The sequence below is a fragment of the Bradyrhizobium sp. CB2312 genome, from assembly GCF_029714425.1.
Classification (GTDB): Bacteria; Pseudomonadota; Alphaproteobacteria; order Rhizobiales; family Xanthobacteraceae; genus Bradyrhizobium.
Genome location: NZ_CP121668.1, coordinates 2,321,532 through 2,335,695, shown reverse-complemented (window position 1 = coordinate 2,335,695; position 14,164 = coordinate 2,321,532). Strand labels below are relative to the sequence as shown.

Sequence of the window (14,164 nt, the reverse complement as noted above, 5' to 3'; positions counted from 1 at the left end):
TTCGCTGGTCTTCGTCATGGGGTCGGGCGACCCTCTGGGCAAACGATCCGCGCCGCAAAAGGTGGGATTCGGGAACAGCGCCTTCCAAGCAGTTTACGCCTTTGCCTGCAAGGCGGCCACTAGGCCCGGCACAAACTTGTTGACCCAGAACATCTTCTTGCTGCCCTTGACAACCACGACATCGCCTGCCTTCAGCAGGCTTGCGACCGCGCCCGGTTGCAGCGTGGCGGGATCGTCGTGCCAGCCGAGGTCTTTTCCTACCGGCAGCAGCTCGTAGAGGTGGCGCATCAAGGGGCCGACGCAATAGACGCCGTCGATGCCTTCGAGATGCTCGGCCAGGCCGGTGTGATAGCGAGCTGCGTCATCGCCGAGTTCGAGCATGTCGCCGAGCACCGCAATGCGCCGGCCGCCGCTCATGCTGCGCGCCTGCAGGCTTTGCAGCGCAGCAGCGACGCTGGCCGGATTGCCGTTGAAGCTGTCGTCGATCACCGTGACGCCGCCGACCATTTGCTCGACCCCGCGACCGGTCATGATGCCGACCCGGTCGAGCTTGATCGCGAGCGTCGCCGCATCGAGATTCGCGGCGCGGATCGCAGCGAGCGCGGCGAGCGCATTGTGCACGCGGTGCGGCGCGCCCGGCGTCAGGCTGAAGGCGATCTCCTTCTTGCCGATCATGGCGACGATCTGCCAGCTCTCGCCATGCGGCGCGTGCGCGACCTCGTGCACCTCGGCATGCTCGCCGAAGCGCACCACCTTGCCCTTCCATTCGGACGCCTTGAGCCCGGCGGGCAGCACCAGCACGCCGTCCTCTGGCAGGCCAAGCGCGATCGACACCTTCTCGCGGCGGATGGCTTCGAGCGAGCCGAGCTTCTCCAGATGCACCGGCTGGACATTGACGACGAGCGCGACCGTCGGCCGCGTGAGCTCGCTGAGCCGCGCGATCTCGCCGGTCTGGTTCATGCCCATCTCGACGACCCAGAGGCTGGCATCGGGCCGCGCGTTGCACAGCGTCAGCGGCACGCCCCAGAAATTGTTGAAGCTCGCCGGGCTCGCATAGGCATTGGGATAGGCCGCCAGGAATTCCTTGGTGCTGGTCTTGCCGGCGCTGCCGGTGAGACCGATCACCGGCCCGCCAAAGCGCGCGCGGGCGGCGCGCGCGAGGCCCCAGAGGCCATCGATCAGCGTGTCCTTCACGATGATCTGGGGAATGCGGATGCCGGCGATCTCGTGCGGCACGATCATCGCGACCGCGCCGGAAGCCTCCGCCTTGTCCGCGAACTCCCAGCCGTCGCGCGCGCTGGCGAAGGCCGAGACGAAGCCGCCGCTCGGCGTGCCGCTCAGCGCGACGAACAGGCTGCCCGGCTTTACCAGGCGGCTGTCCTGGGTGACGAGATCGATCGGCGTGTCCGGGAACGATCCGGCCGCGCCCAGCGCGCGCGCCACTTCGGCCACCGTCCAGATTGGCCCGCTCATGCTGTCCTCGACGTCAATGCGGCGGCGACCGCCTCGTGATCACTGAAGGGGAGCACCTGGCCGCCGACGATCTGTCCGGTTTCGTGGCCCTTGCCGGCAATCAGCAGCGCATCGCCATCCTGCAGCTCCTCGATCGCGGCGCGGATCGCAGCGGCGCGGTCTCCGATCTCGCGGGCGCCCTTGGCGGCGGCGAGGATCTCGGCGCGAATGGCTTCCGGCTTCTCGCTGCGCGGATTGTCATCGGTGATGATGATTCCATCGGCGTTCTCCGCCGCGATCTCGCCCATGATCGCCCGCTTGCCGGCATCGCGGTCGCCACCGGCGCCGAACACCACGATCAACTTACGTTTCGCGTAGGGCCGCAGCGCCTGCAGCGCCTTCGCCAGCGCATCGGGCTTGTGCGCATAGTCGACGAAGATCGGCGCGCCGTTGCGCTCACCGACGCGCTCGAGCCGGCCCTTGGCGCCTTCGAGATGTTCGAGGCTCGCGAACACGTTTGCTGCATCGCTGCCGGTGCCGATGGCGAGGCCGGCCGACACCAGCGCATTCTCGATCTGGAATTCGCCGACCAGCGGCAGCCGGACCGCGTAGCGCCTGCCGCGATGTTCGATCGCGAGCACTTGCGAAAATCCTTCGACCTTCGCATCCACGAGACGAATGCCCTCACCACCATCACCGTTGCGGCCGACCGCCAACACGCGCAGACCGCGCGACGTCGCAGCATCGATCACTTCCGCCGAACAGTCATGATCCGCGGAAATCACCGCCGCTCCGCCGGGTGGAACCAGTTCGCGGAACAGGCGGAGTTTTGCGGCGAGGTAATGCGCGACGGTCGGATGGTAATCCATGTGGTCGCGCGAGAGATTGGTGAAGCCGCCGGCGGCGATGCGCACGCCGTCGAGGCGATACTGATCGAGACCGTGCGAGGACGCCTCGAACGCAAGATGCGTGACGCCTTCGCGCGCGATCTCATCCAACTGCCGGTGCAGCGCGATCGGATCGGGCGTCGTCAGCGAGCCATAGACCGTGCGCTTTGGCGAGACGAGGCCGATGGTTCCAATGCTGGCGGAGGCATGTCCCAGCCGTTCCCAGATCTGGCGCGTGAACGCAGCAACCGAGGTCTTGCCGCTGGTACCGGTCACCGCGGCAATCGTCGCGGGCTGCGCGGGGAAGAATCTTGCCGCGGCTAGCGCCAGCGCACGGCGCGGATTGGCCACCGTGACGAACGGCACCTTGCCGGCCGCAGGTGCATGATCGCCGACAACCGCCACCGCGCCCGCGGCAATTGCGGCGTCGATGAAGCGCGCGCCGTCGGTCTTGCTGCCGGCGAGTGCGAAGAAGAGATCGCCCGGCCCGACCACGCGGCTGTCGAGCGCAACGCCGGTCACATCCAGCGCCGCGACGGCGGGCTCGATCGCGGCGTCATTGCCAAGAACGTCCTGACCTAAGAGTTCACGCAGCTTCATGGTCGTCCAGTCGACATGCCGCGCCGGAAAGCCGAATCGTCAGGAAAAGCCGAATCAGCACCGGCGATGGCCACCCCAGTTGATTACTGGGTTGTCCTGGATGCTGCAAGAATAAGGCGGTCGGACGGCGGCAGGTCGAACCGGGGCTCGACGCCCAGAAGCGGGGCGATCCGCTCGATCACCTTGCCGCCGGTCGGCACCGCGTTCCAGCCCGAGGTGATGAAACCCTTCGTCTCGGGAATCGCCTGCGGCTCGTCCAGCATGATCAGGATTTGATATTTCGGATCGTCGCAGGGCATGATCGCGGTGAAGGAGTTCAGCACCCGCTTCTTGGCATAGCGGCCGTTGATGACCTTCTCGGACGTGCCGGTCTTGCCACCGACATAGTAGCCCTTGACGTCGGCAGTCTTGGCGGTGCCGATTTCGGCATTGAGCCGCATCAGGAACCGCATCTTGTCGCTGGTCTCCGGCTTGATGACCCGCTTGGCCATCGCGGCCGCTTCCTCTTCGGTACGCTTCATGAAGGTCGGCGGAATCAGGTAGCCGCCGTTCACCAGCGCATTGATGCCCATCACCGCCTGCAGCGGCGCCACCGAGATGCCCTGGCCGAACGCGATGGTCACCGTGTTCAATTCACCCCAGCGCCGCGGCACCAGCGGCGCCGCGCTCTCCGGCAGCTCGGTACGCAGCCGCGTCAACTGCCCCATCTTGGCGAGGAACGCTCTGTGCGCCTCGACACCCTGGCCGAGCGCGATCCGCGCTGCACCGATGTTGGACGAGTAGGTGAACACTTCCTTGGTGTTGATGAAACGGCCGAGCGCATGGCTGTCGTGGATGGTGAACTTGCCGTAGTGCAGATTGCCGCGCGCATCCCACGACGAGTTCAGATTGATCTTTCCGGAATCGAGCGCCATCGCCAGCGTGAACGCCTTGAAGGTCGAGCCCATCTCGTAGACGCCGGTGGTCAGGCGGTTGATGCGGTCGGGGTCGTGCGCTTCCTTCGGATTGTTGGGGTCGAAATCCGGCAGGGAGACCATGGCGACGAGCTCGCCGGTCTTGACGTTGGAGACGATGCCGGACGCCGCCTTGGCGTGGAACTTCTCCTTGGCTTTCAGCAGCTCGTCGCGCAGCGCGTGCTCGACGCGCAGATCGATCGAGAGCTCGATCGGCTTCTGCAGCCGGTCGGTGGCGAAGCCGGCGCGATGGAGATCGGCGAGGCCCTGATTGTCGAGCCATTTCTCCATGCCGGCGATGCCCTGGTTGTCGATGTTGACGAGACCAATGAGGTGGGCGACCTCGTTGCCGGTCGGATAGACGCGCTTGTTCTCGCGCAGGAAGCCGATGCCGGGAATGCCGAGCTTGTGGATGTCCTGCTGCTGCTTCGCCGTGACCTCGCGCTTAAGCCAGACGAAGCCCTTGCGCGTCTTCAGGCGCTCGCGCACCTCGGCCTCGTCGAGGTCGGATACGGTGGCGGTCAGAAGCTCGATCGCCTCGTCCTTGTCGATGATGCGGCGCGGCTCGCCGAACAGGCTCGCGGCCTTGACGTCGGTTGCGAGGATCGCGCCGTTGCGGTCGACGATGTCGGGGCGTGCGGTCGCGACCACCTCCTGCGCGGCGGCACGGCGCGCGCCATGGGCGTCGGCGCCGATCGCGAACATCACGAGACGGCCGCCGATCAGGAGATAGACCGAGGCAAAGGCAAGCATCGCAAGGCCGACGCGCGCGCGCGCTTTCGCGGCACGGTCGACATTGCGCCCGTAGAGCAGGCTGCGGATCAGCCGCTGCCGCCAAGGCTCGGTCTTTTGCATGGGTTTTGCGGGCGTCGCCGGGCTCATTGCTTGTCCTCAGGGCGAGGCACGGAGCCCGTCACGCTAGCAGGATCGCTCGCGGCCTCGATGGTGTTGAGCATGGCCCCGATCGGATCCGTCTCGCCCGGCCTGAACATCCGCGGCGGTCGCTCCGGCAGGTTCTTCAGGGAGTCATATTGCGTGCCGTTGACGGGCTTGAGCGGCAGATGCCGCTCGGACAGGCCCTGCAGGCGCAAGGGCGCATCGAGCTTGGCCCATTCGGAGCGGAGCGCTGCGATCGCGTCGCGCTGCTCGCGGATCTCCGCATGCAGCCGCAGCACCTTCTCGGTGCGCGCCGTAGAGTCCATCTTGATCCGGTAGACATAGGCCGCCGCGAAGATCAGCGCGCCGATGACGAGGAGGTGGATGATGCGCATGCGCTAGCCGCCTCTCATCACGTCGGAGAGCTTTGGCCAGGACGATGGCTCGCTGTCGTCATGCGCGGGCGCCGAGGTGCGCTCGGCGGCGCGCAGCTTTGCCGAACGCGCGCGCGGATTGTTCGCTACTTCTTGCTCGCCGGCGACCACGGGACGCCGCGTCAGCAGCTGGAAACTCGGCGCGGTCTGCGCCACTTCCGGCAGATGCCGCGAGCCGCCGCCGGTCTTGGAGCGCTCGGCGAGGAAATTCTTGACGATGCGGTCTTCCAGCGAATGGAACGAGACCACCACGAGGCGGCCGCCGGGCTTGAGCACGCGCTCGGCCGCGGCGAGCGCGGTCTGGAGTTCCTCGAGCTCCTCGTTGACGAAGATGCGCAGCGCCTGGAACGTCCGCGTCGCCGGGTGAATGTCGCCGGGTTTGGAACGCACGACCCTGCCGACGAGGTCTGCGAGCGCGCGCGTGGTCGTGAACGGCGTCTCCTGCCGGTCAGCGACGATGGCGCGGGCGACGCGGCGCGAATGCCGCTCCTCGCCGAACAGATAAATGATGTCGGCGAGATCGCTTTCCGAGGCACGCGCGACGACATCGGCCGCGGTCGGGCCCGTCTGCGCCATGCGCATGTCGAGCGGACCGTCGAGACGGAAGGAGAAGCCGCGCCCGGCCTGGTCGAGCTGCATCGAGGACACGCCGACATCCATCACGACGCCGTCGACGGCCTCAATGCCGTGGGCCGCGCAGACCTCGGCGAGGTTGGAGAACCGGTCCTCGACCAGCGTCAGCCTGCCGGCGGAACGCTCGACCAGCTCGGCACCGCCCGCGATCGCGGTGCGGTCGCGGTCGATCGCAATGAGTCGGGTTCCCGGCACGTCGAGAATGCCGCGGCTGTAACCGCCGGCGCCGAAGGTGGCATCGACATAGATCCCGCCTGCGCGCGGCGCGAGATGATCGATCGCCTCGCGGCCGAGCACGGGAATGTGAGGAGCGGTGCTCATGCGCCACGCCTGCCGAACGACCACGCCAGATCGGGGGCGAACCAGCCCATCACGCCTCGAATGATTCCGCGTCGCGGCGGTTCCACGACAAAGCCCCAGTCCAACATGCTTACCGAGCCCCGTCGTCCCGGGCTGCAAACCCAGAGTTCCCAGTGGAATTTGTCGGGCAGCCATGGGATTTCGAGCCAAAAATACGCTTTGGCCGCCTCCGGACGCGGGTCGGCTCTTCATCCCTCAGTAACGGCCCTTAGCGTTAAGAAAGCGTTGATCGGCCCGTTACAACTCGAAAAGGTGTCGGGCGTAAGGTAGGGCGACTGGGCAGTGATGCTGCATCCACACACCCGGCCAAAATGCATCCGTTAACCGCGTCGCGCGATTGCGCACGGCGGAGGGTAAAGGAATAGTAAAGAGAAGGGCTTGGCCCACTCTCGTTCGATCTGAGCTGTCCATGCCGTCCGGTTCGTCAACACCGTCTGATTCGAAGCGTCAACGCGTTCTCCCGGTTCCCAAGGCCGCGGCGAACATGCGGACGTTCGACCCGGATTCCTCGATCGTCTCCGACATCATCCCTTCGCCCAATTACGGCGAGCGCAACAAGGGACGGCAGCCGGACATGATCGTGCTGCACTACACCGGCATGCCCGACGTCGAGGGCGCGCTGGCGCGGCTGTGCACGGCGGGCACCGAGGTGTCGGCACATTACGTCGTGCTGGAGGACGGCCGCATCGTGCAATGCGTGCCCGAGGTCAAGCGCGCCTGGCACGCCGGCGTCGCGTCCTGGGCCGGCGAGGACGACGTCAATTCCTGCTCGATCGGCATCGAGATCGTCAATCGCGGCCACGACTGGGGCTATCCGGAGTTTCCGCTGCGCCAGATCGCCGCCGTGATCGCGCTGTGCCGCGGCATCATGCTGCGGCGAAAAGTGCCGTCGCAACGCGTGCTTGGCCATTCCGACGTCGCGCCCGCGCGCAAGAAGGATCCGGGCGAGAAATTTCCGTGGCATTCGCTGGCCAATTCCGGCGTCGGTCACTGGGTGACGCCCGCACCGGTCGTGCGCGGCGAGAGCCTGATGCTCGGCACCATCAGCGACGCGGTGCTGAGCATGCAGCAGGCCCTTGCGAAGTACGGCTACGGCGTGCCGCTGACCGGCAAATACGACGCCGCGACGATGGAAGTGATCACCGCGTTCCAGCGCCATTTCCGCCCGGCGCGGCTCGATGGCGTCGCGGACCATTCGACGCTGTCGACCTTGCAGGCGCTGCTGGCGAGCCTGCCGGCGGACGGAGCGACCACGCTGGCTTCGAAGTAGCGCTCTTGCGCTCCGTCGCGACAGGATTTCCTTCCCCGCAGTTCGCTTGAAAGTGATCGCGCGATCGCTGCTGCAACTCCTACCGCCGGGCTATCGTCCGACGATCGGCTCCGAGCGGGACGAACGACCCGATGCAGATTGATCGCAAAGTGCTGATTAACCGCCTCGCCGCCTTTCCGCGCCTGGGCCTCGCCGATCTTCCGACGCCACTCGAGCCGATGAAGCGGCTGACGGCCCATCTCGGCGGGCCGCGACTGTGGGTCAAACGCGACGATGCGACCGGACTCGGATTCGGCGGCAACAAGTTGCGCAAGCTCGACTACGTCCTGCACGACGCCGTTTCAAACGGCGCCGATACGATCGTCTCGGGTGGCGTCGTGCAATCGAACAGCCAGCGACAGGTTGCGGCAGTTGCCGCCAAGCTCGGCCTCCCCTGTCATCTGGCCGTTTATCACGGCCGGCTCGCGCCGCCGACGCCGGAATACGAGACCTCGGGCAACGCCTTTCTCAATCGGCTGTTCGGCGCGCAGCTGCACGACGTGCCGTGGACCGGCGATCGCAATGCCGCCATCCGCGCGCTCGTCGACGATCTCCGGACGCAGGGACGCAGGCCGTATTTCGTGCCTTACGGCGTTTCGAATGCACTGGGTGCGGTTGCTTACGCCACGACCATCTGCGAAATCGAGCAGCAGGCGGCGCTATCGGGCTTCAAGCCGGCCGCGATCGTGCATTGCACGGGAAGTGCCGGTACGCAGGCTGGTCTCGTCGTTGGCGCGGCCGCAGCCATGCCGGACACGCGAATAGTCGGGATTGATATCGATGCCGAACCCGCCCGGGTCCGCTCCGATGTGGTGGCCCTTGCGCGGCAGGCGGCGGATCTGCTCGGTGCAGGCTTCGACGATGACATGGTCGAAGTGGTCGCCGGCCATGCCGGACCAGCCTATGGGGTGCCGCACGAGGCCACGATCGAAGCCATCCGGATGGCAGGACAATCCGAGGCGCTTGTGCTTGATCCCGTCTATTCGGGCAAGGGGCTCGCCGGCCTGATCGCGATGATCCGCCAAGGACGTTGGCGCAACGACGAGGATGTCATTTTCCTGCACACCGGCGGCGCGCCCGCCCTGTTCGCCTATCAAAGCGCGCTCGGCATCTAGCCCATCTCCCGCACCCGTCGCGCATAGAGCCGCCGCAGCGGCTCGAGCTGCGTCGCCTCCGTCGCGAGAAGATACGCCTCGCGCGCCTCGTCCTTCCGCTCCAGCCGTCGCAGCAGATCGGCGCGCACCGCCTGCAACAGCTCATAGCCGTTGAGCCCGCCGCGCGCGGTGATCGCGTCGACGAGATCGAGCGCGCGTGCCGGGCCATCGACCATCGACACCGCCGCGGCATGGTTGAGCTCGATCACCGGTGACGGGCTGATGCGCAGCAGCACCTCGTAGAGCCCGGCGATCTGCGGCCAGTCGGTCTCGTCAAAACTTGCCGCGCGCGCATGCAGCGCGGCGATCGCGGCCTGCACCGCATAGGCCTGCGGCCGGCCGGGTAGGCGCAGCGCATCGTCTACCAGGCGCAGGCCCTCCTCGATCTGCGCGCGGTCCCACAGCGAACGATCCTGTTCCTCGAGCAGCACGATGTCGCCGGCCGCCGTCTCGCGCCCGGCGCTGCGCGCATCGTGCAGCAGCATCAACGCCAGCAGGCCCTTGATGCCGGCGCGATCCGGCATCAGCCGGTCGAGCAGGCGGCCGAGCCGGATGGCTTCGACCGCGAGATCGGGCCGCATCAGATCCGCACCCGAGGTCGCGACATAGCCTTCGGTGAAGACCAGATAGATCACGGTGAGCACGCCATCGAGCCGCGGCACCAGGGTGTCGCGTTCGGGCACCTCATAGGGAATGCCAGCAAGCCTGATCTTCTGCTTGGCGCGGACGAGGCGCTGCGCCATCGCCTCCTCGCTGACGAGAAAGGCGCGCGCGACCTGCGCGGTCGAGAGCCCGCAGACGGTGCGCAACGTCAGCGCGACCTGCACCTCGGGCGCGAACGCGGGATGGCAGCAGGTGAAGATCAGCCGCAGCTCGTCGTCGTCGAGCATTGCAGGCGGCTCGTCGGTCCCTTGCGCATTCAGCTCGAGTTCGTGCACCAGCGCCTGCTGCTTGCCGCGGAAGACGGCCTGCCGGCGGACGCGGTCGATCGCCTTGTTCCGCGCGACATTGACCAGCCAGGCGCGTGGATTGTCCGGAATCTCGCACAGGCTCCAGCGCTCCAGCGCGACCGCAAAGGCCTCCTGGAGCGCGTCCTCGGCCAGATCGAAATCGCCGACGAGGCGGATCAGCGTGGCCAGTGCCCGGCCCGCCTCGTCGCGGAAGATCGTCTCGATGTCGCGAGGCGAGATCACTTGTTGTAGATCATGACCGGCCTGATCTCGATTGACCCCTCCCTGGCCCCCGGGATCCGCGCGGCGAGACCAATGGCGGTGTCGAGATCCTTGGCCTCGACCAGATAATAGCCGCCGAGCTGCTCGCGGGTCTCCGCGAACGGACCGTCGGTCGTCATTGTCTTGCCGTCACGCACGCGCACGGTGGTTGCCGTCGAGGTCGGCTGAAGCCCGTCACCGGCCTTGAAATGGCCGCTCTGGACGATGGCCTGCGTGTAAGTGCCATACTCCGCCGACATTGCCTGACGGTCTGCGGGGGTCATCTCGCTCAATTCCGCTTCGTTCCGATAGATCAGCAGCAGATACTGCATCGCTTCACTCCTGTTGCTCGGCTGGATCGCCGACATCCAGTCGAACGGGGCACGCTCCAAACGACATCTTCAGGATAAATTATTTGGCCGCGGCGTGCGCGGCGATCTCGGCTTGACGGAACCGTCACAAATGCTCCATGCCTAATCCCGTCAGTCGGCCGGACGGCCGCTCCGGCAGGTGCCGAAAGGCCGCCGGGGAGGAAAGTCCGGGCTCCCTTGACATGCGGTGCCGGATAACGTCCGGCGGGGGCAACCCCAGGGAAAGTGCCACAGAGAACGAACCGCCTGCCTTCGCCCCTTCGGGGCTTCGGCGAGGTAAGGGTGAAAAGGTGCGGTAAGAGCGCACCGCGGCGCCGGCAACGGGGCCGGCATGGTAAACCCCACCGGGAGCAAAACCGAATAGGGACGGCGTAGCGGGCTGTTCGCGAAAGCGATAACGCCGCGGGGCGATGTCAGGCCCGCCGTCCGGGTAGGTTGCTCGAGGCCATGTGCAAACATGGTCCCAGAGGAATGGCCGTCACGTATCGTTCGCGCAAGCGGACGGTGCCCTACAGAACCCGGCTTACAGGCCGGCTGATATTCTAAAGCGTTTTCGAGCGAAGTGGTTTTCCGGTTCGCGTGAGGAAAACGCGTCTTACCAAGAAGCGACGAGGGGTTCGATGCTAGTGCATCGGACCCCTCACCAATTTTGGCCCGGCGAGCGGTCATTCAAACGGTGTCATTCCGGGGCTCGCGAAGCGAGAGCCCGGAATCCATCGGGCGGCAGCGACGGTGGAGAAATGGATTCCGGGTTCGCGACTGCGTCGCGCCCCGGAATGACGGGCGTGGGCTAAGCGACGATCTCGTTCAACACACCCATCAATGCCTCCGGCGCCGTGACATTCGGCGCGTGGCTGGCGTCGAGCTCGAAATAGCGCCAGCCATCTTCGCTCTTCGCGCGCTTGGCGAATTGCCCGAACACATCGCCCGGCGGGATGCGTTTGCAATAGATGTAGCTGCGCGGCATCGACGGCTCGCCATGCGTGAGCTTCAGCTTCGTCTCGAGGCATTTGATCGGCATGTCGACGCGGCGCTCATCGAGCCAGCGGAGATCGGCTTGCGGCGTATCCGCCGGCGGCGGGTTTGGCGGGACACGGTAGCCATCACCTGCGGCCGCCGCCTTGCTCATAGGCTCGCGGCCGCCTTCGTGCAGGTCGAACAGCGACTGGCCGTCGCGCGGCACGAAGGCGTCGAGATAGATCAGCTGCGATACATATCCGCGCGCACGATCGGCGACACCGGTTGCAACCATGCCGCCATAGCTGTGCCCCAGCAGCACGACATCGCGAAAGTCCTCGAACTTGATGACGTTCAGGATGTCCTGGATGTGGGTGTCGAGATCGACTGCGGGACTGGCGAGATGTTCACGCTCGCCGAGCCCGGTATAGGTCGGCGTCACCAGGCGGTGACCGGACTGTGCCATCAGCGGATGCATCTTCTTCCAGGACCATCCGCCGGACCATGCGCCATGACAGAGCAGAAAAATCTTCGAGCGTCCGGCCATCTACATTTTCCATCGTTAGTATCGGTACGATGGAGTGTAGTGGTGGGTCGCGCCAAGTAGAACTCACGACCACTTCAGGCGGCGCGCGAATCCTTCACAAGTACCGGAGCGAGCTCGCTTGCTTCGCGCCGCAGCCTGCCTGCCTCGAAGCCGTGCATGCCGATCTGCCATTGCAGGCCGACGATGGCGCCCTTGGTCGGCTGCAAGAGCGCGAGCGAGGCGAACAGCGTCACCGGCAGCCACACCGCCAGTTGCAGCCCGACCGGCGGCGCGTAGGCCGTCTCGATCGCAAGGATCGCCGGCACCACGAGATGGCCGACCACGACCATCACCAGATAGGCCGGGAAATCGTCGGCGCGCTGGTGAAGCAGCTCCTCGCCGCAATGATCGCAGCTATCAGCGACTTTGAGGAAGCGCCCGAACATGTGTCCTTCGCCGCAGTTCGGGCACTTGCCACGAAAACCACGCCACATCGCCTTCGCCAGAGAAACTGAACCGGTCGTCATGACGACACCTCTTCCGTTTTGCTGATCCATACAATACTATCTTGCATCCATACATTCAAAGGATATGGGCCTAAATTGCATGGACTGGACCCCTACAATTTCGGAGCTGAGCGGGCCGCGCTACCAGCGCATCGTCGAGGCCATGGAGGCCGACATCGCCGCGGGCCGTCTCGTGCGCGGGCAGCAATTGCCGACGCAGCGCGCGCTGGCAAAAGCGCTCGGCATCGATCTCACCACGGTGACGCGCGCCTACACGGAGGCGCGGCGCCGCGGCATCATGGAGGCGCGCGTCGGGCAAGGCTCGTTCGTGTCGGAGACCAGCGCGCGCCGCGCGGTCGACCTGCCGCATCCCGTCGCGATCGACCTCTCGATGAACGTGCCGCCGCATCCGCTGGAGGCACAGCTCGACGAGCGCATCATTGCGGGGATGGAAGCTCTCCGCGCGCAATCGGGCCTGACCGCGTTCCTGAATTACCAGCCGCCGGGCGGCAGCGCGCATGAGCGCGAGGTCGCAGCACGCTGGATGCGCGCACGCGTGTCGCACACCCATGCCGACAGGCTGGTGATCTTTCCCGGCGCGCAGACCATCCTGTTCAACCTGCTCGCTCATCTGGCGCGGCGCGGCGATGTCGTTCTCACCGAGGCCCTCACCTTCCCCGGCATCAAGGCCGCCGCGGCGCGGCTTGGCGTCAAGCTCGTCAGCGTCGCCATGGATGACGGCGGCATCCTGCCCGATGCGCTGGCAAAGGCTTGCCGCATGCACAGGCCGAAGGCGGTCTATCTCATCCCGACGCTGCACAATCCGACCACGGCGACGCTTCTTCCGGAGCGGCGCAGCGCGATCGCGAGGATCATCCGCGATGCCGACACGATCCTGATCGAGGACGACGCCTACGGGCTGCTCGATCGCGCGGCTTCGCCGATCGCGAACCTCATTCCGGAACGGACCTATCTTGCAACCACGCTGTCAAAATGCATCGCGCCGGCGCTGCGCGTCGCTTATCTCGTGACGCCCGACGACGACGCGCAGTTTCAGATGCGCAGCTCTTTGCAGGCGACCGTGCAGATGCCGGCGCCGCTGATGGTCGCGCTGGTGACGCATTGGATCGAAGCCGGCATTGCCGACCGGATCATCACCGCGATCCGCAACGAAGCGATCGGGCGCCAGCAACTGGCGCAGCGGGCGCTGAAGGATTTCCAGTTCCTGGCCAAGCCCGCCGCGCATCATCTGTGGCTGCGGCTGCCGGAGGGCCGCCCCGACATCGCGGCGCATCTGTTGCGCAACGGGCTCGCGGTGGTCGCCGGCGATGCCTTCACCGTGGACGGCACGCCTCCGCACGCCGCGCGCGTCTCGCTGGGCGCAGCGCGCAACAGGGCTGAATTGACGGAGGCGTTGCGCATCCTGGTCGGCGCGCTGCACAAGCCCGCCGACACCAGGCAGATCGTTTAGAGCATGATCCGGAAAAGTGCGAAGCGGTTTTCCGAAAAGGTCATGCGCAAACAACAACCTAAGGCGCGATGACGATTCTGATCTCATCGCGCTTTAGGCACTCGTTACTGATGGTGACGGCGGTGACGCGGGTGCACCACCGGCGCCACGGCTGACGGATAGGCCGCGTAGGCATTGCTCGGCATTCCTTGCTGGCCAAGCGCCGCACGGGCTGCCGGCGTGAGCTGGCCGCCATTGAGCACATCGCGGTCGGGATGTGCGGCCTGATAGGCCGCGGGCTCTGAAAACTGTGCCTGCGCCAAGGTGGGCATCAAGGCCATCGCCGACAGCAGCGCGGCCGAGACGGCCATCTTCGTGCGGGTCATGATCTTGCTCCATCATCTAAACCGGGAACAGGCCGATCGAAGCGCACCTTGCGTCGGGGGGCCCCCAATTGAAGTACGACCATCATGTAGGCCCAGCTT

Annotated in this window: 13 protein-coding genes and 1 other RNA gene; 4 read left to right on the top strand and 10 right to left on the bottom strand. The window is 66.0% G+C overall.

Translation table 11 applies throughout. From position 1 onward, the window contains the following. Nucleotides 1–93: 93 nt before the first annotated feature. The 5 genes from murF to rsmH all read right to left on the bottom strand — a co-directional run bounded on the left by murF (nt 94) and on the right by rsmH (nt 6,156). Nucleotides 94–1,473, bottom strand: a complete 1,380-nt coding sequence (gene murF, locus QA642_RS11095; protein ID WP_283084694.1) for a UDP-N-acetylmuramoyl-tripeptide--D-alanyl-D-alanine ligase — start codon at nt 1,471–1,473, stop codon at nt 94–96. After that, nucleotides 1,470–2,939: a UDP-N-acetylmuramoyl-L-alanyl-D-glutamate--2,6-diaminopimelate ligase gene (locus QA642_RS11090; protein WP_283084693.1), complete on the bottom strand. Its 1,470-nt coding sequence runs from the start codon at nt 2,937–2,939 to the stop codon at nt 1,470–1,472. Before QA642_RS11090 ends, murF begins: the two co-directional genes overlap by 4 nt. A gap of 83 nt (nt 2,940–3,022) precedes the next feature. Beyond that, on the bottom strand, nt 3,023–4,774 hold the full coding sequence (locus QA642_RS11085) for a penicillin-binding protein 2 (RefSeq protein ID WP_283084692.1): 1,752 nt from the start codon (nt 4,772–4,774) through the stop codon (nt 3,023–3,025). Further along, nucleotides 4,771–5,163 carry a hypothetical protein gene (locus QA642_RS11080; RefSeq protein ID WP_283084691.1) on the bottom strand — a complete coding sequence of 131 codons (393 nt, stop codon included), beginning with the start codon at nt 5,161–5,163 and terminating at the stop codon, nt 4,771–4,773. The genes QA642_RS11085 and QA642_RS11080 overlap by 4 nt, the downstream gene beginning before the upstream one ends. A 3-nt stretch (nt 5,164–5,166) precedes the next feature. After that, the gene (rsmH, locus tag QA642_RS11075) at nt 5,167–6,156 is read right to left on the bottom strand and encodes a 16S rRNA (cytosine(1402)-N(4))-methyltransferase RsmH (RefSeq protein WP_283084690.1); all 990 of its coding nucleotides are present in this window, start codon (nt 6,154–6,156) and stop codon (nt 5,167–5,169) included. Between the two features lie 448 nt (nt 6,157–6,604). Between rsmH and QA642_RS11070 the strand changes: the two genes are divergently transcribed. Together QA642_RS11070 and QA642_RS11065 are read left to right on the top strand one after the other, a co-directional pair. Continuing rightward, nucleotides 6,605–7,465 (top strand): N-acetylmuramoyl-L-alanine amidase, encoded by an 861-nt coding sequence (locus QA642_RS11070; protein WP_283084689.1) that lies wholly within the window; start codon nt 6,605–6,607, stop codon nt 7,463–7,465. 131 nt (nt 7,466–7,596) lie between these two features. Further along, nucleotides 7,597–8,619, top strand: coding sequence for a D-cysteine desulfhydrase family protein (locus QA642_RS11065; protein ID WP_283084688.1), 1,023 nt, complete (start codon nt 7,597–7,599; stop codon nt 8,617–8,619). Here QA642_RS11065 and QA642_RS11060 read toward each other — a convergent pair. Together QA642_RS11060 and QA642_RS11055 are read right to left on the bottom strand one after the other, a co-directional pair. Then, a complete protein-coding gene (locus QA642_RS11060) occupies nt 8,616–9,848 on the bottom strand; it encodes an RNA polymerase sigma factor (RefSeq protein ID WP_283086853.1) in 1,233 nt (410 codons plus the stop codon). The two genes, QA642_RS11065 and QA642_RS11060, sit on opposite strands and share 4 nt — an antisense overlap. Further along, entirely contained in the window at nt 9,848–10,201 is a 354-nt protein-coding gene (locus tag QA642_RS11055; protein ID WP_283084687.1) for a YciI family protein, read from the bottom strand. The genes QA642_RS11060 and QA642_RS11055 overlap by 1 nt, the downstream gene beginning before the upstream one ends. A gap of 150 nt (nt 10,202–10,351) precedes the next feature. Here QA642_RS11055 and rnpB point away from each other — a divergent pair. Then, an RNA gene (gene rnpB, locus QA642_RS11050) (RNase P RNA component class A) lies at nt 10,352–10,782 on the top strand. Nucleotides 10,783–11,030: 248 nt separating this feature from the next. On the opposite strand, the gene QA642_RS11045 is transcribed toward rnpB, so the two are convergent. Together QA642_RS11045 and QA642_RS11040 are read right to left on the bottom strand one after the other, a co-directional pair. Beyond that, nucleotides 11,031–11,744 (bottom strand): alpha/beta hydrolase, encoded by a 714-nt coding sequence (locus QA642_RS11045; protein WP_283084686.1) that lies wholly within the window; start codon nt 11,742–11,744, stop codon nt 11,031–11,033. A 74-nt stretch (nt 11,745–11,818) separates the two neighbouring features. After that, nucleotides 11,819–12,250: a DUF983 domain-containing protein gene (locus tag QA642_RS11040; protein WP_283084685.1), complete on the bottom strand. Its 432-nt coding sequence runs from the start codon at nt 12,248–12,250 to the stop codon at nt 11,819–11,821. Between the two features lie 79 nt (nt 12,251–12,329). On the opposite strand from QA642_RS11040, the gene QA642_RS11035 reads away from it, so the two are divergent. Beyond that, the gene (locus QA642_RS11035; protein WP_283084684.1) at nt 12,330–13,700 is read left to right on the top strand and encodes a PLP-dependent aminotransferase family protein; all 1,371 of its coding nucleotides are present in this window, start codon (nt 12,330–12,332) and stop codon (nt 13,698–13,700) included. A 104-nt stretch (nt 13,701–13,804) separates the two neighbouring features. On the opposite strand, the gene QA642_RS11030 is transcribed toward QA642_RS11035, so the two are convergent. Further along, entirely contained in the window at nt 13,805–14,065 is a 261-nt protein-coding gene (locus QA642_RS11030) for a hypothetical protein (RefSeq protein ID WP_283084683.1), read from the bottom strand. Nucleotides 14,066–14,164: the final 99 nt, after the last annotated feature.

Excerpts from the sequence above, each read along its gene's own strand:
- murF (WP_283084694.1), bottom strand. The coding sequence starts at position 1,473 with ATGAGCGGGCCAATCTGGACGGTGGCCGAAGTGGCGCGCGCGCTGGGC.
- QA642_RS11090 (WP_283084693.1), bottom strand. The coding sequence starts at position 2,939 with ATGAAGCTGCGTGAACTCTTAGGTCAGGACGTTCTTGGCAATGACGCC.
- QA642_RS11085 (WP_283084692.1), bottom strand. The coding sequence starts at position 4,774 with ATGAGCCCGGCGACGCCCGCAAAACCCATGCAAAAGACCGAGCCTTGG.
- QA642_RS11080 (WP_283084691.1), bottom strand. The coding sequence starts at position 5,163 with ATGCGCATCATCCACCTCCTCGTCATCGGCGCGCTGATCTTCGCGGCG.
- rsmH (WP_283084690.1), bottom strand. The coding sequence starts at position 6,156 with ATGAGCACCGCTCCTCACATTCCCGTGCTCGGCCGCGAGGCGATCGAT.
- QA642_RS11070 (WP_283084689.1), top strand. The coding sequence starts at position 6,605 with ATGCCGTCCGGTTCGTCAACACCGTCTGATTCGAAGCGTCAACGCGTT.
- QA642_RS11065 (WP_283084688.1), top strand. The coding sequence starts at position 7,597 with ATGCAGATTGATCGCAAAGTGCTGATTAACCGCCTCGCCGCCTTTCCG.
- QA642_RS11055 (WP_283084687.1), bottom strand. The coding sequence starts at position 10,201 with ATGCAGTATCTGCTGCTGATCTATCGGAACGAAGCGGAATTGAGCGAG.
- QA642_RS11045 (WP_283084686.1), bottom strand. The coding sequence starts at position 11,744 with ATGGCCGGACGCTCGAAGATTTTTCTGCTCTGTCATGGCGCATGGTCC.
- QA642_RS11040 (WP_283084685.1), bottom strand. The coding sequence starts at position 12,250 with ATGACGACCGGTTCAGTTTCTCTGGCGAAGGCGATGTGGCGTGGTTTT.
- QA642_RS11035 (WP_283084684.1), top strand. The coding sequence starts at position 12,330 with ATGGACTGGACCCCTACAATTTCGGAGCTGAGCGGGCCGCGCTACCAG.
- QA642_RS11030 (WP_283084683.1), bottom strand. The coding sequence starts at position 14,065 with ATGACCCGCACGAAGATGGCCGTCTCGGCCGCGCTGCTGTCGGCGATG.